The sequence below is a fragment of the Candidatus Methylospira mobilis genome, from assembly GCF_009498235.1.
Lineage (GTDB): Bacteria > Pseudomonadota > Gammaproteobacteria > Methylococcales > Methylococcaceae > Methylospira > Methylospira mobilis.
In genome coordinates, this window is record NZ_CP044205.1 from 4,405,622 (window position 1) to 4,428,603 (window position 22,982).

The 22,982-nt window shown below is 53.1% G+C and carries 27 protein-coding genes, 2 tRNA genes and 1 pseudogene; 5 read left to right on the plus strand and 25 right to left on the minus strand.

Annotated elements, in window-relative coordinates; translation table 11 throughout:
* Nucleotides 1-13 precede the first annotated feature (13 nt).
* Nucleotides 14-1,093: an IS21 family transposase gene (gene istA / locus F6R98_RS20080; protein ID WP_194270021.1), complete on the plus strand. Its 1,080-nt coding sequence runs from the start codon at nucleotides 14-16 to the stop codon at nucleotides 1,091-1,093.
* Nucleotides 1,090-1,887 carry an IS21-like element helper ATPase IstB gene (istB, locus tag F6R98_RS20085; protein WP_153247439.1) on the plus strand — a complete coding sequence of 266 codons (798 nt, stop codon included), beginning with the start codon at nucleotides 1,090-1,092 and terminating at the stop codon, nucleotides 1,885-1,887. Before istA ends, istB begins: the two co-directional genes overlap by 4 nt.
* A gap of 104 nt (nucleotides 1,888-1,991) precedes the next feature.
* On the opposite strand, the gene F6R98_RS20090 is transcribed toward istB, so the two are convergent.
* The 7 genes from F6R98_RS20090 to F6R98_RS20120 form a co-directional block, all read right to left on the minus strand.
* On the minus strand, nucleotides 1,992-2,360 hold the full coding sequence (locus F6R98_RS20090) for an HVO_A0114 family putative DNA-binding protein (RefSeq protein ID WP_153250594.1): 369 nt from the start codon (nucleotides 2,358-2,360) through the stop codon (nucleotides 1,992-1,994).
* Nucleotides 2,357-2,635, minus strand: a complete 279-nt coding sequence (locus F6R98_RS20095; protein WP_153250595.1) for a toxin-antitoxin system TumE family protein — start codon at nucleotides 2,633-2,635, stop codon at nucleotides 2,357-2,359. The genes F6R98_RS20090 and F6R98_RS20095 overlap by 4 nt, the downstream gene beginning before the upstream one ends.
* A 572-nt stretch (nucleotides 2,636-3,207) precedes the next feature.
* Nucleotides 3,208-5,217: a hypothetical protein gene (locus F6R98_RS20100; RefSeq protein ID WP_153250596.1), complete on the minus strand. Its 2,010-nt coding sequence runs from the start codon at nucleotides 5,215-5,217 to the stop codon at nucleotides 3,208-3,210.
* A complete protein-coding gene (locus F6R98_RS20105) occupies nucleotides 5,204-6,094 on the minus strand; it encodes a PriCT-2 domain-containing protein (protein WP_153250597.1) in 891 nt (296 codons plus the stop codon). The genes F6R98_RS20100 and F6R98_RS20105 overlap by 14 nt, the downstream gene beginning before the upstream one ends.
* Nucleotides 6,091-6,504: a hypothetical protein gene (locus F6R98_RS20110; RefSeq protein WP_153250598.1), complete on the minus strand. Its 414-nt coding sequence runs from the start codon at nucleotides 6,502-6,504 to the stop codon at nucleotides 6,091-6,093. Before F6R98_RS20110 ends, F6R98_RS20105 begins: the two co-directional genes overlap by 4 nt.
* Complete coding sequence (locus tag F6R98_RS20115; RefSeq protein WP_153250599.1) at nucleotides 6,501-6,758, minus strand: DUF3077 domain-containing protein; 258 nt, start codon at nucleotides 6,756-6,758, stop codon at nucleotides 6,501-6,503. The genes F6R98_RS20110 and F6R98_RS20115 overlap by 4 nt, the downstream gene beginning before the upstream one ends.
* Nucleotides 6,751-7,035, minus strand: a complete 285-nt coding sequence (locus F6R98_RS20120; RefSeq protein WP_153250600.1) for a hypothetical protein — start codon at nucleotides 7,033-7,035, stop codon at nucleotides 6,751-6,753. Before F6R98_RS20120 ends, F6R98_RS20115 begins: the two co-directional genes overlap by 8 nt.
* A gap of 381 nt (nucleotides 7,036-7,416) precedes the next feature.
* On the opposite strand from F6R98_RS20120, the gene F6R98_RS20125 reads away from it, so the two are divergent.
* Nucleotides 7,417-8,409 carry a hypothetical protein gene (locus F6R98_RS20125; RefSeq protein ID WP_153250601.1) on the plus strand — a complete coding sequence of 331 codons (993 nt, stop codon included), beginning with the start codon at nucleotides 7,417-7,419 and terminating at the stop codon, nucleotides 8,407-8,409.
* The gene (locus tag F6R98_RS22935; protein WP_153250602.1) at nucleotides 8,390-8,752 is read left to right on the plus strand and encodes an STAS-like domain-containing protein; all 363 of its coding nucleotides are present in this window, start codon (nucleotides 8,390-8,392) and stop codon (nucleotides 8,750-8,752) included. The genes F6R98_RS20125 and F6R98_RS22935 overlap by 20 nt, the downstream gene beginning before the upstream one ends.
* A gap of 359 nt (nucleotides 8,753-9,111) precedes the next feature.
* Here F6R98_RS22935 and F6R98_RS20135 read toward each other — a convergent pair whose 3' ends face one another.
* From F6R98_RS20135 to F6R98_RS20185, 12 genes are all read right to left on the minus strand, one after another.
* A complete protein-coding gene (locus F6R98_RS20135; RefSeq protein ID WP_228124990.1) occupies nucleotides 9,112-9,351 on the minus strand; it encodes a hypothetical protein in 240 nt (79 codons plus the stop codon).
* 95 nt (nucleotides 9,352-9,446) lie between these two features.
* Nucleotides 9,447-9,647, minus strand: coding sequence for a hypothetical protein (locus F6R98_RS20140; protein WP_153250604.1), 201 nt, complete (start codon nucleotides 9,645-9,647; stop codon nucleotides 9,447-9,449).
* Between the two features lie 388 nt (nucleotides 9,648-10,035).
* Nucleotides 10,036-10,167, minus strand: a complete 132-nt coding sequence (locus tag F6R98_RS22575) for a hypothetical protein (RefSeq protein WP_265588118.1) — start codon at nucleotides 10,165-10,167, stop codon at nucleotides 10,036-10,038.
* Between the two features lie 393 nt (nucleotides 10,168-10,560).
* Nucleotides 10,561-11,409, minus strand: coding sequence for a hypothetical protein (locus F6R98_RS20145; protein WP_153250605.1), 849 nt, complete (start codon nucleotides 11,407-11,409; stop codon nucleotides 10,561-10,563).
* Nucleotides 11,406-12,950, minus strand: coding sequence for a DEAD/DEAH box helicase (locus F6R98_RS20150; protein WP_153250606.1), 1,545 nt, complete (start codon nucleotides 12,948-12,950; stop codon nucleotides 11,406-11,408). The genes F6R98_RS20145 and F6R98_RS20150 overlap by 4 nt, the downstream gene beginning before the upstream one ends.
* On the minus strand, nucleotides 12,940-13,854 hold the full coding sequence (locus tag F6R98_RS20155) for a ParB N-terminal domain-containing protein (RefSeq protein ID WP_153250607.1): 915 nt from the start codon (nucleotides 13,852-13,854) through the stop codon (nucleotides 12,940-12,942). Before F6R98_RS20155 ends, F6R98_RS20150 begins: the two co-directional genes overlap by 11 nt.
* The gene (locus F6R98_RS22940) at nucleotides 13,854-14,093 is read right to left on the minus strand and encodes a helix-turn-helix transcriptional regulator (protein WP_407079264.1); all 240 of its coding nucleotides are present in this window, start codon (nucleotides 14,091-14,093) and stop codon (nucleotides 13,854-13,856) included. Before F6R98_RS22940 ends, F6R98_RS20155 begins: the two co-directional genes overlap by 1 nt.
* A 75-nt stretch (nucleotides 14,094-14,168) precedes the next feature.
* Nucleotides 14,169-14,855: a hypothetical protein gene (locus F6R98_RS20165; RefSeq protein ID WP_194270042.1), complete on the minus strand. Its 687-nt coding sequence runs from the start codon at nucleotides 14,853-14,855 to the stop codon at nucleotides 14,169-14,171.
* 153 nt (nucleotides 14,856-15,008) lie between these two features.
* Nucleotides 15,009-15,338: a hypothetical protein gene (locus F6R98_RS20170; RefSeq protein ID WP_153250609.1), complete on the minus strand. Its 330-nt coding sequence runs from the start codon at nucleotides 15,336-15,338 to the stop codon at nucleotides 15,009-15,011.
* A gap of 75 nt (nucleotides 15,339-15,413) precedes the next feature.
* Nucleotides 15,414-16,637: a tyrosine-type recombinase/integrase gene (locus F6R98_RS20175; RefSeq protein ID WP_153250610.1), complete on the minus strand. Its 1,224-nt coding sequence runs from the start codon at nucleotides 16,635-16,637 to the stop codon at nucleotides 15,414-15,416.
* Nucleotides 16,638-16,817: 180 nt separating this feature from the next.
* Nucleotides 16,818-16,891 (minus strand) — tRNA-Cys (locus F6R98_RS20180).
* 45 nt (nucleotides 16,892-16,936) lie between these two features.
* Nucleotides 16,937-17,012: transfer RNA gene (locus F6R98_RS20185), tRNA-Gly, on the minus strand.
* A gap of 491 nt (nucleotides 17,013-17,503) precedes the next feature.
* Here F6R98_RS20185 and F6R98_RS20190 point away from each other — a divergent pair.
* Nucleotides 17,504-18,397: a phosphoribosylaminoimidazolesuccinocarboxamide synthase gene (locus tag F6R98_RS20190; protein ID WP_153250611.1), complete on the plus strand. Its 894-nt coding sequence runs from the start codon at nucleotides 17,504-17,506 to the stop codon at nucleotides 18,395-18,397.
* A gap of 23 nt (nucleotides 18,398-18,420) precedes the next feature.
* On the opposite strand, the pseudogene F6R98_RS22315 reads toward F6R98_RS20190, so the two are convergent.
* The 6 genes and pseudogenes from F6R98_RS22315 to F6R98_RS20215 form a co-directional block, all read right to left on the minus strand.
* A pseudogene (locus F6R98_RS22315) lies at nucleotides 18,421-18,650 on the minus strand (GDCCVxC domain-containing (seleno)protein).
* A gap of 29 nt (nucleotides 18,651-18,679) precedes the next feature.
* On the minus strand, nucleotides 18,680-19,060 hold the full coding sequence (locus tag F6R98_RS20195; RefSeq protein WP_153250612.1) for a diacylglycerol kinase: 381 nt from the start codon (nucleotides 19,058-19,060) through the stop codon (nucleotides 18,680-18,682).
* 151 nt (nucleotides 19,061-19,211) lie between these two features.
* Complete coding sequence (locus F6R98_RS20200) at nucleotides 19,212-20,258, minus strand: MJ1255/VC2487 family glycosyltransferase (protein WP_153250613.1); 1,047 nt, start codon at nucleotides 20,256-20,258, stop codon at nucleotides 19,212-19,214.
* Nucleotides 20,255-20,776 (minus strand): phosphatase PAP2 family protein, encoded by a 522-nt coding sequence (locus F6R98_RS20205; protein WP_153250614.1) that lies wholly within the window; start codon nucleotides 20,774-20,776, stop codon nucleotides 20,255-20,257. Before F6R98_RS20205 ends, F6R98_RS20200 begins: the two co-directional genes overlap by 4 nt.
* Before the next feature lie 289 nt (nucleotides 20,777-21,065).
* Nucleotides 21,066-21,869 carry a UDP-2,3-diacylglucosamine diphosphatase gene (locus F6R98_RS20210; RefSeq protein WP_153250615.1) on the minus strand — a complete coding sequence of 268 codons (804 nt, stop codon included), beginning with the start codon at nucleotides 21,867-21,869 and terminating at the stop codon, nucleotides 21,066-21,068.
* Between the two features lie 315 nt (nucleotides 21,870-22,184).
* Nucleotides 22,185-22,931: a lysophospholipid acyltransferase family protein gene (locus tag F6R98_RS20215; RefSeq protein ID WP_194270043.1), complete on the minus strand. Its 747-nt coding sequence runs from the start codon at nucleotides 22,929-22,931 to the stop codon at nucleotides 22,185-22,187.
* Between the last annotated feature and the right edge of the window lie 51 nt (nucleotides 22,932-22,982).

Consider the following 22,982-nt stretch of genomic DNA (forward strand, 5'->3'; position numbering starts at 1 on the left):
TTGGAACGCAGCCGTGATCACTGACGAGGTGTATGTGGAAATTGAATTATTGAGAAAACACGGCTTGAGTTTACGCAAGATTGCCGAAGAGACCGGATGCGCGGTCAACACGGTACGCCGTCATCTTGCAAGCGATAGCCTGCCCCGATACGAACGCAAAAAGCAGCGCCCTACCAAGCTTTCGCCATTTGAAGCGTATTTACAGGAACGGCAGGCTGCGGCGCAACCGGCCTGGATACCGGCGACGGTGTTGTATCGAGAGATAGCCGCATTGGGTTATAGCGGCGGACAAAGTCAGCTACGTGCCTACCTGCATAGCCTCAAGCCCACATGCGCGGCAGAGCCGGTGGTGCGCTTTGAGACGGTGCCGGGCGAGCAGATGCAGGTCGATTGGGTCGAATTTCGTAAAGGCAGTAACCCGCTCTACGCCTTCTGCGCAACGCTGGGCTACAGCCGAGCCAGCTTTGTCGAGTTCGTCACGGACATGAAAGTGGAGACGCTGATCGCGTGCCATAACCATGCGTTCGACTCTTTTGGCGGTATTCCGCAACGGGCTCTTTACGACAACATGAAGACGGTGGTGTTGGAGCGCGACGCATCGGGTGAAGGTGAGCATCGTTTCCACGCTGGATTTCTCGATTATGCGCGGCATTGCGGTTTCGTTATAAAACTGTGTCGCCCTTATCGCGCCAGGACCAAGGGTAAAGTCGAGCGTTTCAACGGCTATCTGCGCCGCTCTTTTTATGTTCCGCTGGTGGCACAGCTCAAGCAGTCCGGGCTGACGCTGGACGTGGTCACTGCCAATGCTGAAGTGCGACGCTGGCTAAAAGACGTAGCCAATGAACGCATACATGGCACCACGCAAGTGCGTCCCTCGGAGCGCCTGGGAGAGGAACGCCTGCAAGAACTGCCCGCTCCCTGGCGCGGAGATATCCGCGCGGCGCGCCCGCAATCTGAGGCGGTGGTAACGGCGGCAGATCGTCCGGTCGTTGTTATCGAACGGATAGCGCAGGAAACGCCATTACAACACCCGCTCGCGGTCTATGACGGGCTTCTGGAGGCTATCCAGAGTGAAAGGGAGGTGGCGGCATGAACCTGCAACACGAAAGAATACAAACCCTGTGTGAATCGCTGAATCTGCCGTTCATAGCGCAGGGTTACCCGGCTGCCGCTCAGCAGGCCGCGCAACAGGAAAGCGCATATAGCGACTTTCTGGAAGACATGCTCAAAATGGAAGCAGCGGGGCGAACGGTAAGAAAACAGAGTCTATTTACACGCCTTGCCGGTTTCCCGGCGATCAAAACTCTGGAGGCGTTCGACTATGCCTTTGCCCCCGGAGTCAAACGCAGCCAGATTGACGAACTGGCAGGGCTGGGTTTTGTCGAGCGTAACGAGAATGTCGTGCTTATCGGCCCGTCCGGTGTCGGTAAAACCCATTTGGCGATTGCCTTGGGATACAAAGCGGCGCAGGCTGGCGTTAAGACCCGCTTTACCACGGCAGCCGATTTATTGCTGACGCTGGTGGCTGCGCATACCCAGAATCAGTTGAAGGCCGTCATGCATCGGGCGATCAACGCTTACCGCCTGTTGATTATTGACGAAATCGGCTACCTGCCGATGAATCGGGAACAGGCCAACCTGTTCTTTCAGGTCATCGCGGCGCGCTATGAAAAAAGCAGCCTGATTGTAACCAGCAACTTGCCGTTCGGACAGTGGGACGCGACCTTTGCTCAGGACGCAACGCTGACTGCCGCTCTGCTGGATCGCTTGCTTCATCACGCCCATATCGTGCCGATTGCCGGCGACAGTTACCGGTTAAAACATCAACGGGCAGCCGGTATGGTCAAGGCTAAAGGTGAGCCGACAACGATAGTGCCAGCGCGATAATGAATTAGGGGAGGTGTATCAGATTTAAATCGGCATTTCTTCAAAAACTGTATCAATTTTAAATCGGCATTGACAAGGAAGCCCCACCATACGGCTGAACCAGCTTATGCCGCCCTTGAACTACCCAAGGTAACGCGAATATCCACGCTGTCCCAAGGCACATACACCCGGCTGTCGTCATCTTTTGCAATTATTTCGCGTTCGATCATGGCCTGCACATCACGATGCACGTTGCTGTAGTTGCGCCTCAGTCGTTTAGCCAGAGCATAAATCGACTGCGCACCGGTAGCCGCCAGTACATCAAGCATACGGCAACGTTCTGCGGTAAATTCCGAGAAAAGCTGTCCTGCATCTTCGAACCCCAAGTGGTAGTCGGATTCCGTCGCAGGCGCGCCCGCATCGGCGCGCTTCGCTATTTCCAATGCGCGCGCCCGGTAATCGCCGGGTCGGCTTACTTCAATGATTGCTTTCATGTCAGCCTCTCAATATCGTTCCAAAAATCTTCAAGCAACGCCGCCAGACCGGTAAAAATATAGACTTCTTCCCGCCCATCCATGTGGCGGTGATCGCCCTTGCCGCGCTCGTTATCGTAACGCACCAAGCATTCATTACCCCGTCCGCAATACAACCGGTACTTGAAAAGATGCCCACTGCCCGGAACCGGCTCAGAGAGTTGCCAAACGGCCTGCTCAATTATCAGGCCATCGGCGCGCACTTCTTTAAGTCTGATTATGTTGACTGCCTTCATATATTGCATTGTAAGCAATGTATTGCATAACAACAATATGACAGCAGTGATCAGATATGGGGTAACAAGGCAAATGTCCCCACTACTATTTTTTTGGAGCCAAAAACAGGCGTGTTTTTTACGCCTTAAAACTGGCTGCATCCCACGGCTGGCATGGCTTACAGCGAAAATACAGAAAAAAAGGTATCAGGGGTATAGGTAATTTGGGGGGAAGTGGGGACATGGGCCTAAATTTCCTCTGTAAGCCGCATCGTTGCTGGGTTTCGTGTGTCCCCACCACGCAAAAATAAGTGGGGATTTGTCCCCACTGGCTTTTGGCTGTCCATCAGCCGATGAACATCAGAAAAAGCCGCGCTGGTTTTTTCTTCGATGTCCCCACCAAGTGGGGATTTGTCCCCACTCGTTTTTTCAAAGTGGGGACACTAAAACCTTTATAGAATAGCTATTTATGATAAATGTCCCCACATCCCCACTAAATTCATACATCCCCCACCTTTGACTTTTGCTAAATTTCGCGCAAAGTCGCGTCCGGCAAGGGTTTCAGCGGCTTCGTGTGCCTGATAAGACGCTTATTAATCGGCTTGGTCGATCAGCGCGGACAAGCGCAAGGCATAGCGGCGCTTTTTGCTGCCGGTGGCGCGCTTTTGCACGTTGTAGCGTATCTTCCCGTTTCTCTCTTTTTCGGTTCTGGTCAATAATCCGCGCTCATAGCAGCGGATAAACAGCGTGTTTTGCCCCAGCGCGAAAATGCCGCCTTGATCGCTGGCGTACTTGACCACCACGGCGTGCGAAGCGTCTCCGTCCAGGTATAGAGTGTCTTCCTTCTGTTCCATCCAGCCAATGCCCGGCCCTTGTGGCTCGTAATTACCAAGCGCGTCCTGAGTCCATCCAAACAGGCGCACGCATGACATGTTGCCGCGCGGTACGCCTTGCAGGCCGCCTTCCAGATCGATGACATGACACCGCCCGGAAGCCAGCGCCGAAGACAGCAGCGATAGGAAGCGGGTCACTTCGTCCTGGCTGGCTTGATGTTCGTCCTGTTCTTCCATCAAGCGGCGTAACGCGTCGACGGCTTCGCTCAGGAATTGCCCGGCTTCTTCTTGGGTGATTGTCCCGCTGTGCCGGGCAAAGTCCGTCAACAGCGCCAGACCGGCTTTCAGGCTGGCGAAGTCGGACGGCGTGCGGGTGTGGCCTTTCATGCCGGCGTGTATGGCCTTATCTCGATATTCGCGGATGGTCGCCGGCAAGGATTGCTTGAGGGCGTTTATTTGCGGCGCCAGCCATTGCAGATAACCGGACATGGCGGCGGCGAAGGTTCCGGCCCGCGCGTGGTTCTGTAGCGCGGTCAGGCAGGTGCTTTCGATGTCGCCTTTCCGGTTATCGGTCACGTCGCGGCTGATGCTGGCGATGGTGATGCGTGCGCGGCAGGATTGACCGCGCGGGATGTCTTCGCCGGTCATCAGCACCAGCCCGCGCGGGTGATACGCGGCGCGCTGTTTGATGTCGGATTGCAGTCTGCCGCGTCCGGACTGATTGCCCGCGCCCCGGATGATTCTGTCGGCCAGGGCGTGTATTTTATCGATGTCGCCCTTGCCGCCTACCGGGTTGAAGTCGTCAACCACGAAAAGCGCATCCTTGGCGGCGTGGGCTTTGACTTCGAGTGCCCCGGCTGAATCCACCCAGCCGGCTGGAAAGTGTCTTGAGTCGAAGCCCTGACCGAAATGCGCCAGCGCCATGGCGGCGGCCTCGCTCTTTTTGGCGCCGGTATAGCCGAACAGCAGGGCGCTATGGTCGATCAGCGCGGCGGTGGCCGTTGGCGCGCGGTAGATGCACGCCAGCAGCAGCGCGCCGATTTCCGGCTTGCGCGGTGCGATGCTGAATAGCGATAGGCTGGCCCTGACCGCCGCTTTCAGGTCTTCCCCCTGCGGCGGATCGGGTAGCCGGTAGTGCTGCATGTTGCCGGCGCCGGGATTGACTTCAACGTCCGTGCGGTTACCGTCTGCGCAGATCGCGCCGCCGGTATGCAGGTAGCACCATTGGCCGTTGATTTCTCGCCAGCCGGTGTGGCCGTAGACCGTGCGCCGTGGATAGTCGCCGGACAGCGCTTGTATGGCGGCGCGCAAGTGATCCTTGGACGCATTACCGGCCTTGATGCTGGCCTTGGTGCCCCATTGCGAGTTTACCCAGGCCATGCCGGCGAAACTGCCGGCGCCGACTTCGATACGCGGTAATGTTTGGCCGTTGGATAGCCTACCCTCTATCGCGCTGATCAGCGTTTTTTCTTCGCCGTTGTCGTGGATCACTTCTTCGATGATGCGCGCCGAGAAGTTGCATAGCGGAAACGAGCTTTTCTCGCCGATCTTGCAGATCACGCCGTTTTCCTCGATGTACAGGGCGTGCTTTTCGGCCTTGGGTTTCGGCTTTTTCGGCGGCTTGGCCTTGCGTATGGCGCGGCTTATGTCGTTTTCCGGCAAGCCGTCCGCATCGATTTCGCCGTTATTGGCGGAAAGCGGCGCGTCGGGCGTATCCGTCGATGCGGGATGTTCGGCGCTCCTGAAATATTCACCGTCATGCGCGCCCATGGTCAGCCCTCGCCATATCGTTGAAGTCGTGACCGGGTAAATCCGGCAGGGCAATGGCCGCGCCGATTCTGGCGGCGGTGCGCGTGGCGTATTTGATGCCGTCGGCGTCGTGATCGGCACAGAGTACGAGGCGGGCGCCGGGAAACTGCGCGCGGATCGCCTCGCCGACATGGATCAGGTTTCCGGCGTCAAAGGCGATGTAGCAGCGCAGACCGGTAGCCTCGTGGATGCTGGCGGCGGTGGCGTAGCCTTCAGCCATGCACAAGGTGTCTGTCACGGTTTCACCAATCCACCAGTAGCAGCCGGACTTGCGTCCGCCGGCTAAATAGCGCTTCTTGCCGTCTTCCTTGATGAATTGCAGGTTGATCAGCCGCCCCGGCCCATCGTACAGCGGCACCAGCAACGCGCCACGAAACAGCCGCACGCCGTGCGGTTTGATAAGCTTGGCGGTCAGGTACGGGTGTTGCTTGACTGCCGGTGCCTGTCGCCAGAGAGTGAACGCTTTCTGTGCCGCATGGCGTTGTCGTTCCAGTAGCGCGCGGCGTTCGGCTTCCGGGTCTGTTTTGGGTGTTGGCGGCGGTAATGTCGGCACGGCTTCGCCGTTTGGCTCCCAGCCCGCCTGCAGTGCCATGTGAAACAGCGTTCCGGCCTGAACCTTGCCGTCCGTGCGGAAGCTGCGCCACGCGGCGCGCGCGTCGTCCTGCCGGTAACTGTCGGCGCCCTGGCTCCAGCTGTCCCAAATATCGAAACCCGCGTCACCGAGCGCGGCCTTGATGGACATGCCGATACGCACCCAGGTAGATCGGTCGCAGTCGGGTGACAGCCAGCCAAGGGCGGCGGCCATGGTGGTAATCGGGTCTTGTGTGCGGGCGCTCATGATTCCACCTCTCCGCCGAAGTCGCGCTGAATCTCATGACGCACATCGCCAAGACCTTCATCAACTCGTAGCGCCACATCAGACAGGCCGGTTATCAGCCAGCCGATGGTAGACACGTCAGCAGAGTCGAGATTATCAGAAGCCCAGCCTACCGCTTTGCCGACAGCAGATAAGCTCATCAAGATGCTTGATACCGCCTCAGCGCCGCAATACTCCAGACGTTCCAAGCCTTCGCGGTCGGTGGCTGTGTAAGCCTTTCCGGTAGCCGGGTCATAGCGCCGCGTGTTGAGCAAAGCGCCAATGTCCAGAAGCGAACCAATGCCGGTGGACTGGTTGAATCGAAGCGGTTCGCCATAGGCAAAGGCGATGCCGTCCTTTGAAGTGAGTTTGTCGAAGGTATCGCGACTCATGACTGCACCCCCATGACAGACTCCAGCAAGCCTGTAGACATTTCAAGCAGGCATTGCAGCGCATGGGCTTTGCCTTGCTCTTCGGGGTCTGTAGGGTTGGAATAGCGCACCGTATTAAGCGCCGTATCAAGCAAGCACGCCAACTGGTTCATGGCATCCTCTACAGGTATGCCGGGTTGAACGGCAAACAGTTTTGCGCCGTCTGCGTTGCAGGAAAAGAACGGGGTTGCTTCGGTGGTGTTTGGCTTAGCCATGGCTGCGCCCTCCCTGATCGGCGGCTTCAGCGGCACTACCCCACACGGAAACTATCAGTTCGCGCGCATGGGTCAGGCGGTCGTAAGCACCGGCTAGATCGGCATGGATCGCAGACAAGCGCATGTCTCTCGCGTAGTCGTGCGCCAGATCGGAAGCCAGCGTCATTACAGACGAAGTATTCTGAACCAGCAGCAAAACGCGTCCACGTAGTTCGTCGGCTTCGGTAAAGGAAATAACGGATTTTGGGCGGATTTCGCCCGTGTTGGGGGTGTTCATGGCATGGCTCCTATACAGATTTCGGAGCCACCAGACCGCTTGTCACGGCGGTAATGGTGGCGGCTAATGCAGGGGTGACAATACCGGCGTATAGGAACCGGCCACGCTTGCGCGTGCCCTGCACCAGCCGCCATAGAGATATACAGCAGGCACAAAAAAAGCGCCCACTGTTGGCGCTGTTGCGCCTATACATAAACGGGTTGTCACGCCCGGTCTGGATGCGTCCAGACTGCGGATAAAGTTTGCGCTGAAGGTTGGGGCGCTGTCAAGCCTGTGAAAGTTGACAGGGTTACGACGGCAAGCAAAATCAGGTATTATCTAAACAGCGTTTTTTGATGAAAAACACCTTTGTACTAGGCTCCATTGCGTAGGAGAACTGGATTGGCTGCATATGGGCTTAGTGACTATGTTGATAACGACCTCCGCTCAAGAGAGGAGGGAGCTGAGGGTTTCAGTAGATTAGAGGGTAAATTTTACTCTCCGGGCTTTTGGGTTTCGTTCGCTGCTCATGCTCGTGATAAAGGTGCTAATTATAGTGACATCCAGTTCATTAATGATGATCAGCGCGGCTATTGCGAGGCAATAAAGTTACCTTCTGCGCTTAATTGTGTTGATACATATCCATATCCTAGACGAAATGAAGGAGTAAATTACAGCCCACTTGTCCTCCTTGAAAATGCAGAATCTACAGATGGTGCCACACAAACCATCAATGCATGCATTAGGAATTTGTGTAGCGGACTGAGTGTCGATGAGTTCTCAAATAGCCTTTGCGAGGTCGTTGGTGATCTTCATGACAATGTGTGGTCGCACGGAAAGAGTACGGGATTTTCGATGGCTCAGCGTTGGAAAAAACCATATTCCGAAGATGCTTTTTTGTTTGAATTTGCACTCGCAGATCGTGGCATTGGTTTTCTGAGAGAATTACGTCGTGTTGGACTTTCAATTCGATCAGATGCTGAGGCAATTGATTGGTGCATTAAAAGAGGAAACTCATCAAAGTTAGTTAGCCAAACATCTGATGATGGCTGGGATCAGAGGCTGCCTTCCGATATGATGGGGAACCCTATGCTAGGTATTGCGAGGGTCAAAGAGTCTGATAATCATCACCAAGGGCTCGGGCTTGCAAAGCTCACTGATCTTGTTGCGACATATAGCGGCACTTTATGGCTGGCTACCGGTGAAGCAATGTACGTTATAGAGCCGCAACAGAGTTATACGAAAAGTTTGAACTTCTCGTGGAAGGGTGTAAGTGTTGCGTGTAGATTTGATAGTTCTTTGATTGTTAATAATACTGGTAAAAAAAGAATAGATAATATTACCAGTGAACTGATTGGATTATTGGGGGGTGGTTATGGAGGAAATAATACTTAGTCCTATAGGGACCGATTTAGCGTCCCGTCGGTCAGCGGGACACTTGCGGCAGCAGATCACATCAAATTTGGCGTGCGATAAAAAAGTAGTGTTTGATTTATCGAGTGTCGAGACAATATCCGAGTCATATGCAGACGAGCTTTTTGGGGTTCTGGCGTATGAGTTAGGCTTGAATGATTTTGTTTTATCCATATCTTTTAAGGGTGCGCGCCCTTCTGTCTTGTTTAGGATTGCTGAATCAATCAAGAAACGATTGGAGCAGCAAAATTTGCAAGACACTATTCATGATCTTGTTGTTGCCAGACATGCGGGAACTCGCAAGTTTAGTAGGATAGGAGCTTAATTACCTATAAAAATAACTATTCCAGTTTATGGGTGAAACAGGAACTGAATGACCACCGACTACAATCGGTGGATTCAGGCGCTCGGCGTAGTGGCCTTCCAATACGCCTGCTGTGCAGCCCCCGCATCCACTCCGGCAGTGTCCGTCCTCGTGCCGTAGGTCGCCCTTACTGCCGCCTGTGAACCTTACCAGGATAACCGCCTCGAACGGCAACCCTTGCGCCTTCCGGCTCAGCATAAACGCCCTGATGCTGGCCTGAGCCTATTCCGGCGTCAGTCCGAAAACCGCCGCTATTTGCTCAAGCTGAAAGACTGGCTCGCCGTCTTCTGTGTAGCCGTGTGGCTCGAAAATACCGTTACTCATGACTTCCCCTTGAACTGTTCGCATACATGGCTGTTCACGCCCCACCAGCCGGCTGGAGCGGGCGCCATGCGCTCAGCGCCGCACTGGTAAATCATCGCGTGGCTGGTGGCTTGTCCGTGCCTGCAGTCGCGGCAGCGGACCAGCTTTTCGGGTTCGATGGTGCGCTTAGGGATCTCGCCGCGCGCTGTCATAACGCCGATGGTTGCGCGCCAGCAGGCCGCTGCTATCGGTCGCACCAGCGCCAAGATATCTGTTGAGCGCCTGGAACAGTACGGGAAGGACGTTAGCGAATCCGATCGGTAATGACCGACACCTGAGCGTTGATCTTTTCTCAGGTTTTGATGCCGCTGGCTTGCGGGACGAAATTTGAGTTGTCGATATTTGACGCTTGGCCTACACTTAAATCCAAGCCTTCTTTGGCTTCCGCTCCCCCTTGATTCCGAATACCAGAGGAATCAGGCGCGTAGATGCCGGTAGCGTTAACCGCTCCGGCATCATCGGTTATATCGTCCCAAATAAGCAGTCTAGCCATCAAGAGAACCGGTGGGAATGCCTGGGCGCTTACAGTGTAAGAAGATTGGGGCGGCAAGGGCGCGCTGGATGCGGTTTCGGGCGCATTCCAGCCTACGCACTTCTATCCTACGCCATGCTGTACAGAAGCGGGAGCCTTGCTATTGGCCTCCGATGACATTGAACCATCGCTGGATCAAGCTACTCACCCGGACTCTTGCAAGAGAGGCTGCCCGGTGGGTGCGGACGACGATAAAACTGTAGGCCCAATAAATCCGCTCGTCAATAGCGCCGACGCGCTTCTTTACATCGAAAACGCAGCCATGGAACCCAAACGTTCCCCGGATAACTATTCCGGGCATCTGGGCGTTCGGAATTTATGCGCTTCTTCGAATCATGTCAAGTTTGATTCAGTTGGCGGAAACATGGTTTTGAGCATATTTATCGAGGGTGACGACGAAATTGATCAGGAGAGTGGCGAAATTTGCGTTTTCCGGCGCAAATTGCTGTAACGACAGGGTTATTGCTTCTTTATATTTCACCAAAAGGCCCCCCTACCCCCATAACACCCTGTATGGAGAAAGAGAGGATTTCACCCCACCTACGTGGTACTCGATCTGTAGCCGCTTTTGCGTCTACCCCCGGCTTTCGAGTTCAGGCCCGCCGTCCGGTCATAAGGGAGTTGCACCCAGCCGGATATGGTTTTCTTCCGCGCAGCCCCAATAGGCCCTTAGTATCGTCCGGAGTACGTTTGAATCTTTACTGCTTCGGCAAATCCTTTGCCGCAAATCTCCATGCTCGAACCCGTAAAGGGTCGGTATCGCTCTCAATGGCCTCGCAGTCCGATTCGTCCAATAACAGCGCTACATCGCGCGCCGTAAGGTCGTGCGCCTGCGCTATCTCACGCGTAAGCCGCCTGCATTTCGGGTATCGCTTTACAGGCTTCTGAGCAACATGATCTGTTTGCATAGATACATCAGCCCGTATTGTTGGTGATCGTCGTTCGCATCGTTTCCAAGCGATTGACTGATGACATATGGATGCCCGGTTTCAATGGCTGCGTGCTCGCCGGTGCCGCTCTTGTCGTGATCGGCATAAATCATTTTTTTACCTGGAATCATCGCGGCCACATATGCAAGATTTGCTGCGCTGAACGAAACCGTTACGCTTGCGCAAAGATTGAGTCTGTCGAGCGCTGCTTTAACGCTTAATCCAGTTGAGTAGCCTTCAACCAAAATCGTCTCTGAAGCGTGTCTATTGCCAATAACAAACACCCCACCCTTTGCCCGCTGGCCGGGCAGCATTTTCTTTTGCCATTCGTTATCTATAAGCCGAATTGACTGGACACCCAGCAGGCGGTAATCCTCACAATCGCGCATCGGCACCAGCAACGAATAATCTTCCGTCACCAACCCGCGAAGTTCCGGAAAGCCTTTGTAGACAAGATAACCATGCGTATCGAGTTTGGCCGCTCGCACCAGCGCGCCGGCCCGTTGTGCCGCTCGTTCCTGCTGGCGTTGACGTTCCGCTGCGGCGCGCTGGCTACGCAACTTCCATTCGCATTTTTCCAGTTCCGTCCACGGTTTTGCGTTGGGATCGTTCCACCACTGGACTCCCTGCCCTGTTTCCCAATTGCAGCACCAGCCGCGCGCGCCGTCGAAAAAGTAAGCGCCGTTGCGCGAACGTGGCTTTGTTGTGGTTGCGCAGCGCTGTATCGAATCCGAACAGTTCAAACGGGATATTTCCAAACCGTGAGCTATGGCGAACTGAAGAAACTCACTCATGCCACATTCCTGTTGTAATGGGATTTTGCGTATGCGATCTGCTTTTGTTTAATTTTGTTGGCAACAACAGCGCTTATTGCCGCTCCTGGGGTAGCTTCAAACGGAGGCATGCCTGCTGGAACAGGGAAACCGGCAATTTCCTTGAAGATATGCCATGCGCGTCCAGCCGCTGTACTTGGATTGCCATGCGAGCGGGTATATGTGCATACCTGCTCCCACAGGTGACGAGAATCATCGGCGGCTTTCCTTTTGCCGATCATGATTTCCTGCATTTTCCCTGGAACGTGTTCGATCAGCGCCGATTGTTTTTTCTCAAATCCGCATGAAATACAGCGCGAGGCAAAAGGCCGGTGACCGCACGACGGACAGCATTTTTCCTTGCCCTCGATTTCATCTTCGCGCCGGATTGTTTTATCCAGCTTTTCGCCTGCGTCAAGCTCGCTCAGGCCATTGAAAAAAATATTCTCGAAGTCCTGCGCGAAGCGGATTATGTTTCCAGAGTGATCCAACAACAGGCATTTAGTTTTACCGGTTTCAGAGGATGACCTTAAACCGCGCCCCCACATTTGAATTGCGGTGGATAGAGACTTTCGCAGTGGCCGGCAATCAACAACGCATTCAATATCCGGCACATCAAATCCTTTTGATAACGCCTCGACCGAAATCAATACACGAATAAATGAGTCGGGCTTATAGAATTCTTCAAGTAGCTGCTTGCGTTCGGCATCGGGCGTCTTTTCGGTAAAAACCGCAGCCATAACTCCAGCATCAATGAAATTGCGGCATAATTCTTTGCAGTGCTTGATCGTGGCTCCAAAAATAATGGTTTTGCGGTTTTGGGCATGTTCTTGCCATTCCTTGACCACATCGCCGATGATTTCCATGCCCCGTTCTTCGACGGCACGGTCAGTCCACTCTCCGCCAGAAGTTTCAGCCCCCGTCATATCCGCTTGCTTGCATGACAGCACCCGCATCGGCACAAGTACGCCCGATTCCGTTAGCTCATGCATCGTTGCGGCATTAACCAGATTGGTAAAAATTTTGCCCAGGCCTTTGCTGAACGGTGTAGCGGACAGGCCTATAACCATGGCATCCGTCTGCTTGACATGCTCAACCCAAGCGGCGTATTGGCAGTGACATTCGTCGATAATGACAACATCGGATTTCGGCCAGTTATGACGTGCCAACGTCTGAACACTGGCGATCTGGAAAGGCATGCGCGGATTCACACGCCAATGGTTCGCTTGAATAACGCCGTGCGCACTCAAACCATAGCGGTCGGCAACGGCTGATGTTTGATTGATAAGCGTGATGCGATCACAGACAAAAATTGCAGATGCGCCTTTTTTTAAGGCTTCGTAAGCGATACGCAGCCCCAAGTAGGTTTTCCCTCCACCCGTGGGCGCCATAGTCACTTGCGCTCGATGCCCAGCGCGCGCGCCTTCCCTCAGTTTTTCATGGGCGGTGACTTGAAACGGGCGTGGATCTGGGAACTTTTCTGACGCGTAATATGGAGTATCGTCAAATATTTCAGCTTGCATGGCCTTTCTCCATTTCGCGCTTGTAATATTTAACAAGGCGTATCGCCTCATTTTTCTCCTCCATCAACCCAAACACGCGAGACTCCAGCGTCAGGTTCATCGCGTTAAGTCTTTTGACCTCAGCGTGTGCCGCTGCAAGCTGGTCGTCGGCATGGATGATTTTTAGCAGGATGTCGTTTTCTTTGAGGGTCTCTTCGAGGCTATACGCCAATTCTGATAACTGATCGCGCAAGCTTTCGACTTCTGAGTTCTGTTGATCTACTGCAGGCTGGCCTGCAATGACAGGCGGTTGTGACTTTTGCTTTGAATTTACTGACAGAACGTGGATTTCTTTAAGCGCCTGATTAAGCGATTTTTCCCCGGTCGTAACCTGCTCGACCAGTTCGGGCGGCGCGTTTTTAACCAGTTTATCGGCCATTTTTTGAGTGCGAAGACTTGCGCCAGAGTCCGCCGCTCGATCTGCTACAGATTCAAATTGCAAAGTTGCACTTTTATCGGTCTTAGCGTCGTCGTTGCAATCAAAATTATCGGCTTCCAAGAAGGGTGCAACGTTGCACCCTTCTTTTGAGACACGATGCGCTGGATGTGCGCGCCTCCAGTCTTGCGCGGCAGCAACTATAGTCGCCGCCTGTCCCGGCGTAAGGTGCCGACGATGCAAGTTGCAGGACAAAACATATTTAACTGGACTGTTACCAATGTACTCGACGAAAGAGGGCTCAATACCCAGCTCTGTCAAAACACGGTAACGATTGCCGCCGTCGAGAATTTTGTTTTCGTAGAGGACAATCGGCTGGATTTGGCCGTTCGCGCCTATGTCAATCTTGAGTTTCTCGAACTCATGCCCCGTCATCGGTGGGAAGATTGCGCAAAGCGGGTGCAATCCGTACTTTTTTTGCACGGACATTATTGACGCTCGCGAATCCAATTATTGATATCAGAGTTTCTCCAAGCGGTACAGTTGGCTGACAGCTTAACCGGCGCCGGAAAACGGCCTATTTTTGATAACCGCCAAATTGAAGCCTTGGAGATTGGGACGACATTAACGAGTGCCGCCAACCTAATAAATCCAGGTTCGGGCAATTCGGCTGAGTTGGTTAGTGCGGGCATTGCCATGCTTGCGTCTCCTGAGACGTCATTGAACATGGCAAGATTATGAGACTAACTACATGATAAATAAGGGCGGATTTGGTGCGGATTTGGTGCGATTTTAGTGCGGATTTAGCGTGGTTTAGCGATCAGCCCCGAACTTTGCCCGGCTTTCCAGGCACGATTGAACGCATCGTCACTAAGATTTACTACCTTATCCTTTAATTTGGCGCGTATGCCTCTTGTGAAAGATGTTTTCAGATCAATGTTTAGGTTTTCTGCTTCATTCAGAATAAACAGGATGTTTTCAGCTATATAAACTGTAATTCCGTAGGCCTGGCTTAACTCAGCTGCGGACATTTTACTAGGGCTCTTTTCTGCTGATTTTGCTATACCAACTTCTGGTTTCTGTTCGACAATCGTTTCAACCCACGAAGAAACATCATCAAGCATGACCTTGTGGAACAGATAATTCTGAGAAACTTCCAGTACCGGGATAGATCGCTCGTGCAGGTGATCCCGAATCAGCTGGCAACGCTCGAAAAACTCTATTAAACGCGCTTGAGCGTCGCCAGTAGCGTATTGGATAACATCGCGTTCATCGTATGTAAGGGCGCTGAACTCATGCTTGGGATTAATCCCTACGGATAAGGCTACGGCCTGTTGTACGGTAAGTTTTTTCGTTGGAAGATATTCCCGCGATTCTATTGCGAGAAACGATGGGTCGTCATTGAGTCCTGCGGCCTTCGAACTGAGGCGTTCGAGTTTTTCTTTCCGATCATTCAGTGAATAAATGGTTTGCCTTAAAATATCGTGCATCGCTTTCCCTTCAGGAAGCACCTTCAAGACTGGAATGCGCCAGCGGGTGAAGGAATCCCGTTTTCGTCTGGCCGGACTAGGCGCGATGGAAAATCTACAACAGTTACGGTGTGGTGTATAGACGAACAGTCAAAAGATGCGTTCAGGCATGCATTATTCCCACTCCCCTGTTTTTGGATTCAGGATTTGCAGACTCAGCACTACACCGTCATCCGTATCAAAGCGCCCGGATTCAACGTATTCGATAACCGTTTCGATGGTATCGTCTTTATCCCAGCTATCAAGCCAAAAACATTCCGAGCCTTCGGGGTGATCTGGCGGCAGCACCGCTATGCGGCTGGGATCGTCACCCTTCCAGGCCATCCAATGCCCGGTTGATGCCTTGGCGAAGGTCGCTTGATTCAGCCAGCGCTTGATTTCATCATTTCCTGCGGCCATCCGCAGGGCTATCCGTGGGCGCCAATCGCTGAATATCATTGCCATGAAACCCTCCCGGGCTCTTTAAAGAGCAGTTGTAAACTGATCCCGGCTTTTATCCCAACGCCTATAGGTTGGGCGTCATCCGGTTTTCTGGAGAAAAGGAATCACAACAGCGCCCGCCTTCAATCCGTCCAGATAATCGGCCCATGCCTGCATCATGCGGCGGCGCTCTAGTAAGTGTTCGGCGTGGTTGTATGCGGCCTTTACCTTGTTTTTTTCGGAGTGTGCAAGCTGGCGCTCTATCATGTCGGACGGCCAGCCCTGCTCATGCAGCAGGGTGGACGCCATACCCCTGAAGCCGTGCGCCGTCATCGGCGTTTCACTGCTCGGCCCGTAACCCATACGCACCAGCGCCGCGCGCACGGTCTCCCGGCTCATGTGCTGGCCCTTGTTGCGGGCATGGGGGAATACATAGCGCTGGTGGCCGGTCAGCGGGTGCAGATCGCGCAGAATTGCCACGGCCTGAGCGGACAAGGGGACGATGTGCCGCCCGTCCATCTTCATGCGTTCGCCGGGTATGCGCCACTCTCCGGCGTCAAGATCGAATTCACCCCATTCAGCCCCGGCCAACTCTCCCGGCCTGAGAAATACCAGCGGCGCAAGCTTCAGGGCGGAACGGACAGCAGGAAGGCCGGTGTAACCGTCTACAGCCCGCAACAGCTCGCCCACTTCCTTTGGCTCAACGATAGTTGAATGGTGCTTAACCTTATCACTGGGAAGCGCGCCCACAAGGTCAGCAGCCGGGTTATGCTTTGCCCGGCGCGTGAGGATAGCGAAGCGAAACACGCATGCGGCATCAGCAAGCACACGCTTTGCCGTATGCAGCACGCCGCGTTCGACGGTCTTGTTAAGCGCTTCCAGCAGTTCCGGCGCTTCAATTTCGGCAATCGGCCTATTGCCGATATAGGGGAACAGATCGTTTTCAAGCCGCTGGGTGGTGCGCAGCACGGTAGCCGGTAATGACTTTGCCGTTTTCGTTGCCAGCCATTCACGGGCTATCACTTCAAAGCTGTTTGCCGCCCGTTCAGCGCTGGCCGACTTTACGGCCTTTCGTTGCTCGCATGGGTCTACGCCTTGCGCCAGCAGTTGCCGCGCTTCGTCACGCTTGGCGCGTGCGTCGGACAGGGAAACGTCAGGGTAAACGCCCAGAGCCAAGGTCTTGCGCTTGCCGGCAAAACGGTAATCAACGCGCCATAGCTTGCCACCGTTCGGATTGACCAGCAGATAAAGCCCGCGCTCATCGGCCAGCTTGTAGGGCTTCTCTTGTGGCTTGGCTTTGCGTGCCTGAATATCGCTTAACATGCGCGTTCCCCCTGCATGACGGTATCGGTTTCGATTTTTATGGCGATACCGTCATACATACCGCCATAAGTGACGGTATTGCATGATACGGGGTGCGACGGCATGAGACAATAAAAAACCCGCCAAGCCTTACGGGCTGCGGGGTTCTGATACTGTATGAGACGGGGTTAAACAGTAATTTGGAGGCTGAGGTCGGAATCGAACCGGCGTCCACGGCTTTGCAGGCCGCTGCATGACCATTCTGCCACTCAGCCGATGTTTGTTATTGCGATAATACGACACAGCGCTCTTGAAAATCATGGAGCGGGAAACGAGACTCGAACTCGCGACCCCAACCTTGGCAAGGTTGTGCTCTACCAACTGAGCTATTCCCGCATGCTGCTAAGTTGGTTACTATAAATAACAGTCGCACTGTTGTCAATAGGCATGTGCAAACTTTTTCGTCCCCGCATGGATGCGGTTTGTCCGGATTGGCACACGATGCCGGCGACGGTTTGCACTTCTGCGCCAGTCGCGAATCGCATATCCCCCGCTATATTTCGTAAGCGCGCTTTCGTCTGCTGCTTCCAGCATACTTGATAATTTCCCGTACTTGGCTGATGATAACGCGATTGATATTAATGCATTCGGCATATTAATTTTTCATATCAAATATATTCATGTCAAGAATAGTTTATTACTATTGAGCGCAACCGAGTGTGACCCTGCAAAAGGGACTGCGGATAAGATCGGCGAGCGCATTTATTGGGTTTTGGAGCCAAAAGGCGGGGCCACTCCCTACATGCTTACACGGCGTGTTTTGTCAAATTTACACGCAGTCGCAAAACCGATAGCCGAACAGTTACGATTTTAATTATGGAGAGGATATGGGTGCACCAGAAGTACTTTATGAAACGCAGTTGAGTTCATTGACGTTGCGCGCGCGCGGGAAAGTGCGCGATATTTATGATGTGGATGACCGCTACATCGTAATTGTCGCCACGGATCGGCTGTCGGCATTCGATGTCGTTCTTCCCGATCCGGTTCCGGGTAAAGGAAAGGTATTGACGGCGCTTTCAAACTTCTGGTTTCACCGGTTACAGCATATTGTTCCGAATCATCTTTCCGGGCTGGATGTGGAGCAGGTAGTTCCCAGCCCCGTCGAAGCGGCCAGCCTGCAGGGGCGTGCCGTGGTTGTACGCAAATTGCGGGCATTGCCGGTCGAAGCAGTGGTGCGTGGTTATTTGATCGGTTCCGGCTGGAAAGATTACCAGCGTAGCGGGGCAGTTTGCGGAATAGATCTGCCGGCAGGTCTGTGTCAGGCTGGCAAATTGCCTGGCCCCGTGTTTACTCCCTCTACCAAGGCGGCTTTGGGCGCGCATGACGAGAACATCGATTTTGCCGGCACCATCGCGTTGCTGGGGCAGAATCTGGCGGAGCAAATGCGCGATATCAGCCTGCAGCTTTACAGCGAAGCGGCCGAGTATGCACTGCAACGCGGCATCATTATCGCTGATACCAAATTCGAATTTGGACTTGATGAGTACGGACAGCTGGTGCTGATTGATGAGGCGTTGACGCCCGACTCTTCCCGTTTCTGGCCTTCTGCCCTGTATCAACCGGGAGTCAGTCCGCCCAGTTTCGATAAACAGTTCGTTCGCGACTACCTGGAAACCCTGGACTGGAACAAGCAGCCGCCGGGTCCGCATTTGCCGCAGGAAATTTTATTAAGAACTGCAGAAAAATATCGGGAGGCGGAAAGGCTGCTGATTTCCGGCTAGGGAAGCGCTTATTGTGCATCTTTTTAAGGGTGGACGTTCGTACAGCAAGCGTGCGCTTGCTGTAGTGGAGGACACTTGACGCTACCATACGAACAGAATACGCAACAATCTCCGGGCTGCGGTTTCAAAAGTACGCCGCAGCCTTTACATTCATAAAAGCATATACAGGCATCGGTCGGGGCATCGTTGCCACTTCCGAGTATCCGCAATGCGGACAGGTCAGACGCGATAGCAGTATGAGGTCTTTATCCAGCATGGGTTAGCTACTGCCGCGGCGCGCAATCAGGCGCCTATGCCGTAATGAGCGAGCAATATCAGAATCCAGTTCATAGCCGCGAGCAACAAGGCGGTCGTAACTGCTGCTGAACCGATATCTTTTGCGCGCCCGGATAATTCATGATGCTCGAAGCTGATACGGTCGACTACGACTTCGATGCCGGTGTTAAGCAGTTCGACGATAGCAACCAGTATGACGCTGCCTACCAGCAATAATTTTTCGACTGCGCCATGTCCCAGCCACAGGCCCAACGGCGTGGTGATAGCCAACAGGTAAATCTCAAGGCGGAATGCTTCTTCATTCTGCCATGTGGCCTTGTAGCCTTCTATTGAATTAAAAAATGCAGCAACGAGACGGGGGATGCCCTTCAGATTTTGACCGGCCATAAAATATTGTTCTGTAATAAAGTGGTGAACACACAGCGTATGCGTTAGTACGCGTACTGAAAATAAATTTCGTTGTTTATTATGGGAGTCCGTTTGCCGAGCAGTCAGCAAGTAGTCGATTGCTGCAGCTTGGCTATTATTGACTGCCGGACTAGAGGCGCTCCTTGACCGTTTGTTGCCAGAGTTGATCAATCCAGCCGTTGTCGGCCTGCGAGCCATCGTCCTTGAGCAACCAATTTACCACTGCCGAAGCAACATCAGGAAATCTGACGCGCACCGGCTGGCTGTTTTCAAGCCAGGTTTCGATCACCTTGGCGTCCAGATTTTGCATGACTTCGCCCAATTGCAAGACTTCCAGCGCCAGCGCATTGGATTGCTGCTCCATTTGCCCGTGCAAGGGTTTTGCGAGTATCTTTTTGCCCATATGCAACGATTCGCTGGCCAGTTCAAAGCCCGCATTCGAGATCACGCCGGCGGCGTTGGCAAAATCATGTTGAAACCCGGCTCTGGATAGCTGGCGCACATGCAGGTGGTCATGATGCTCATGTCCATCGTGCGGCGCCATCGGGCTGTAGATATAAAACTGATATTTCTTAAATGGCTTCAACAGGTTGATGACGATATTGACGTCTTCGAACGGCAGATAGACGATAATTTTACCTTCCTGTATCGGCAGCATTTCCGCATCGGTTTCAATCAGCGGAGGCAGGATGGGCATATGGAAATGGTTCCAGTGTATGCCAAGACCTATAGTGGCCGGGGCGAAATATTTGAGTACCTGCGTACCTATAAAATTGGCTCCGGCTTTCGGTATATCCTGACCAAACGCATATTGATGGCCCAGCCCGATTGTTGGGATGCCCCGTAATTTGGCTGCCCAGGCTGTAACCGGCTCGAAATCGGTTATGACTTTATCGTAACCCGACAGATCCAGCTCCTTTACATCGCGTATGAACTGGAAGGTAGGGTTGGTCAGCGCAGTTTTTATATACTGAACACTCCCGTTTTTGGTTTGAAATGTCAGGCCGTCGCGCCATTCAAAGTCGCCAAAGGCTTCCATTTCAAAGAAGTGCTTCCATGGTCTGCCTGTAAATAGAAAAGTGACATCGATACCGGCAGCTTTTAGTTTGGGAGCCATCGCGCGAGCGCGCGTGATATGTCCGTTACCGGTACCCTGTACGCCGTAAAAAATTTTCACTGCAGAAAAAACTCCATACTTATTAGCGCAATTGATGAGCCCATCAGGGCGCCGATTACTGTGTCAGTGGGAAAGTGCACGCCGAGCACGACCCGCGCCAACCCCACCAGCGACGCCCATGTGAACAGCAGCGGTAGCAGGGCGGGATAGTAACTGCTCAGCAGCGTAGCCATTAAAAATGCAGCCGAAGTATGTCCGGATGGGAAACTGAATTGATCCGACGGGATAATAAAACCAGGTATATTCAACGCCACCGTCGGTCGGCGGCGTTTGAACAGATTTTTGAGTACGAAATAGGTAGGGCGTTCAATCAGGAAGGCCATGAACATGCAATAAACCAGATCCCGCTCCACTATTCCTTGAAAACCGTAGGCTATGGCGAAAATCAGATAAACTGGGCCGTCTGCTGTTTTCGATATCAGTTTCGCGAGAGCAACCTGCAGCTTTTGATATTTGAGCCTGGAAATCCAGCCAAATAAAAAAACGTCGAATGCGTGTATGCTTTGTATTAGTCTCATGACGCCACCTCTTCTTCCTTTATTTTTTTTTGAAAAGCACTGATTTAATCGTTTTATGCTCGCGTTTATATTGATCTGTTTTTGATTCTAACAGTAAAAACGCGCGTATCGAATTAATTCAGTGTTTCTGTTGCCGGAAAGAAATCGTATCCCTTTGGTGTTACGATACGGTGACAGTGCGATGATAAATTGATGACAGGCTTTCCATCTGAAAGGGAAAAGGAGCTTGATCTGTAAGATACAGCCCCGGCAGTTGCTGGTACTGCCGGGAAAGCTGAAACTCCGATTATCAGGCCACGGTCAAATGCTTCTTGGTTCCGGACGCAATACTGGCCTGCTCCAACAGATAGGCGCTTTGTTCGACCCAGTTGATGATGGATATCTCGCCCCGGCTGTTTTCAGCCAAAGCCGTGCAGCTTTCCACCCAGTCGCCGCAGTTGCAGTACTGTATGCCCTGTGCGGTATCGCGTATGGTTGCATGATGTATATGCCCGCAAACCACGCCATCGACCTGTTGCTCGCTGGCTTCGTGTATCAACGCATTTTCAAATTCGAAGATGAAGTTGACCGCATTTTTTACTTTATGCTTGATGTAGGCCGACATCGACCAATAAGGGAAGCCGAAGATGCGCCGGCCTTCGTTGAACCAGCGGTTTATTTCGATCAGCCAGTCGTATGCTTCGCTGCCGAGCATGGCCAGCCAGCGGCTGGTGCAGACCACGGCGTCATACTCGTCGCCATGAAGCACCAACAGGCGTCTCTGATCCGCGGTTACATGGATCGCGCGCGCCTGTATTTTGATGCCGTTGAATTCCGTGCCCACATAAGCGCGAAACAGTTCGTCATGGTTGCCGGGAATATAAATCACTTCTGTACCGCGCCGCGCCATTTCCATTAATTTTTGCACAACTTCGTTATGCATGGAGGGCCAGTAAAACCCGCCCTTCATTTTCCAGATATCGATGATATCGCCGACAAGATAGATGCGCTCACATTGTATATGCCGAAGAAAATCGAGAAGATATTCGGCTTTGGAGCTACGAGTACCCAAATGTACATCGGAAATCCAGACAGTCCGGTAATCCAGTTTCATGGAAACTCTCCTGCTTACAGCTCATTGTTGGTTTGTAGAAAATAATAAACAGGGTTTGTTACACTAATGCATTAAATTGATTACAATTCAATGAAATTTTGCATTATTTCGTATTTTTGTTGTTTTATGGTAACTGTTCGGCTTTATTTTGTTGAAAATGAAGCGAGGCGGGTCTGTGTCGAGCCGATATGCATTGATTTGCAGCTCGGTTTGAATCTGCCTGCGCGCTTTTACGCGGTCCGGACAGGCCTGCCATGCTTCCGGTTCCTGCGATCGTGATATAAATCGCTCGAGGAATGACTATTGACGAATAAATTATTCGGCTTTCTTCACGACTTCGTCCATTTGGAGGGCGTCTATAATTTGCGCGCGCGCGCTTTGCGCCAGACGGTTGCGCTCCTGCACGGATGATAACGGCGTACAGTAGTGTAGGTGCAGATCGATGCGGCGCAGTTGAATGACTTTCAGTAAATGTGGCACGAAAGCGTCGTCGCCTACAAACGGAGCAACTTCTTTTGCGGCCCCGCTATAATGCACGGATACCGCTTGCACCAGCACCTGAGCCTGCTGCGCCGGGTGAAACAAGCGGGGGTGGAAGCGCAGCACTTGATCGCCGCGCGTGGTCGTCCCTTCGGGGAACAGCATCAAGCGCTTGCCGGCGCGCAGTTCCCAGATCATTTTCTCGGCGGTACGTCGGGTTTCGGCCCCGTCCCCCCTGCTGACAAACAGCGTACCGATATTCGCAGCAAGAAAACCCATGACCGGCCATTCTGAGACTTCCTGCTTGGCTATAAATATCATGGGCTGCTGAGCCCCTATGGCGATGATATCGAGCCAGGAAATATGATTCGCCACCACCAGCCCGGCGGTTGAACAGGGCGCGCCGGTAATGTGGGTATGGATGTTCAGTATGCGGCATGCGGTTTTGCGCCAGCAGCTACAGATTTGTTGCGCCAACAGTGCGCTTTTTCGCCCACCCGGCACATTCAGCAGTAGGGGCATTATCGTAATCACGATAATTACGCCGCACAGCAGCAGGCCTATGATAAAAACCGCCTTCAAGAAAGACAGGCACAGATCTGAATAACAGGGTTTTACCATCTTGATTGCGGA

Coding starts and splice junctions, on each gene's coding strand:
- F6R98_RS20090 (WP_153250594.1), bottom strand. CDS start 2,360: ATGAAAGCAATCATTGAAGTAAGCCGACCCGGCGATTACCGGGCGCGC.
- F6R98_RS20165 (WP_194270042.1), bottom strand. CDS start 14,855: ATGCACGATATTTTAAGGCAAACCATTTATTCACTGAATGATCGGAAA.
- F6R98_RS20095 (WP_153250595.1), bottom strand. CDS start 2,635: ATGAAGGCAGTCAACATAATCAGACTTAAAGAAGTGCGCGCCGATGGC.
- F6R98_RS20175 (WP_153250610.1), bottom strand. CDS start 16,637: ATGTTAAGCGATATTCAGGCACGCAAAGCCAAGCCACAAGAGAAGCCC.
- F6R98_RS20170 (WP_153250609.1), bottom strand. CDS start 15,338: ATGGCAATGATATTCAGCGATTGGCGCCCACGGATAGCCCTGCGGATG.
- F6R98_RS20155 (WP_153250607.1), bottom strand. CDS start 13,854: ATGTCCGTGCAAAAAAAGTACGGATTGCACCCGCTTTGCGCAATCTTC.
- F6R98_RS20210 (WP_153250615.1), bottom strand. CDS start 21,869: ATGAAACTGGATTACCGGACTGTCTGGATTTCCGATGTACATTTGGGT.
- F6R98_RS20140 (WP_153250604.1), bottom strand. CDS start 9,647: ATGGCTAGACTGCTTATTTGGGACGATATAACCGATGATGCCGGAGCG.
- F6R98_RS20195 (WP_153250612.1), bottom strand. CDS start 19,060: ATGGCCGGTCAAAATCTGAAGGGCATCCCCCGTCTCGTTGCTGCATTT.
- istB (WP_153247439.1), top strand. CDS start 1,090: ATGAACCTGCAACACGAAAGAATACAAACCCTGTGTGAATCGCTGAAT.
- F6R98_RS20150 (WP_153250606.1), bottom strand. CDS start 12,950: ATGCAAGCTGAAATATTTGACGATACTCCATATTACGCGTCAGAAAAG.
- F6R98_RS20115 (WP_153250599.1), bottom strand. CDS start 6,758: ATGGCTAAGCCAAACACCACCGAAGCAACCCCGTTCTTTTCCTGCAAC.
- F6R98_RS20110 (WP_153250598.1), bottom strand. CDS start 6,504: ATGAGTCGCGATACCTTCGACAAACTCACTTCAAAGGACGGCATCGCC.
- F6R98_RS20100 (WP_153250596.1), bottom strand. CDS start 5,217: ATGGGCGCGCATGACGGTGAATATTTCAGGAGCGCCGAACATCCCGCA.
- F6R98_RS22935 (WP_153250602.1), top strand. CDS start 8,390: ATGGAGGAAATAATACTTAGTCCTATAGGGACCGATTTAGCGTCCCGT.
- F6R98_RS20120 (WP_153250600.1), bottom strand. CDS start 7,035: ATGAACACCCCCAACACGGGCGAAATCCGCCCAAAATCCGTTATTTCC.
- F6R98_RS20205 (WP_153250614.1), bottom strand. CDS start 20,776: ATGAGACTAATACAAAGCATACACGCATTCGACGTTTTTTTATTTGGC.
- F6R98_RS22940 (WP_407079264.1), bottom strand. CDS start 14,093: ATGTTCAATGACGTCTCAGGAGACGCAAGCATGGCAATGCCCGCACTA.
- F6R98_RS20105 (WP_153250597.1), bottom strand. CDS start 6,094: ATGAGCGCCCGCACACAAGACCCGATTACCACCATGGCCGCCGCCCTT.
- F6R98_RS20145 (WP_153250605.1), bottom strand. CDS start 11,409: ATGAGTGAGTTTCTTCAGTTCGCCATAGCTCACGGTTTGGAAATATCC.
- F6R98_RS20190 (WP_153250611.1), top strand. CDS start 17,504: ATGGGTGCACCAGAAGTACTTTATGAAACGCAGTTGAGTTCATTGACG.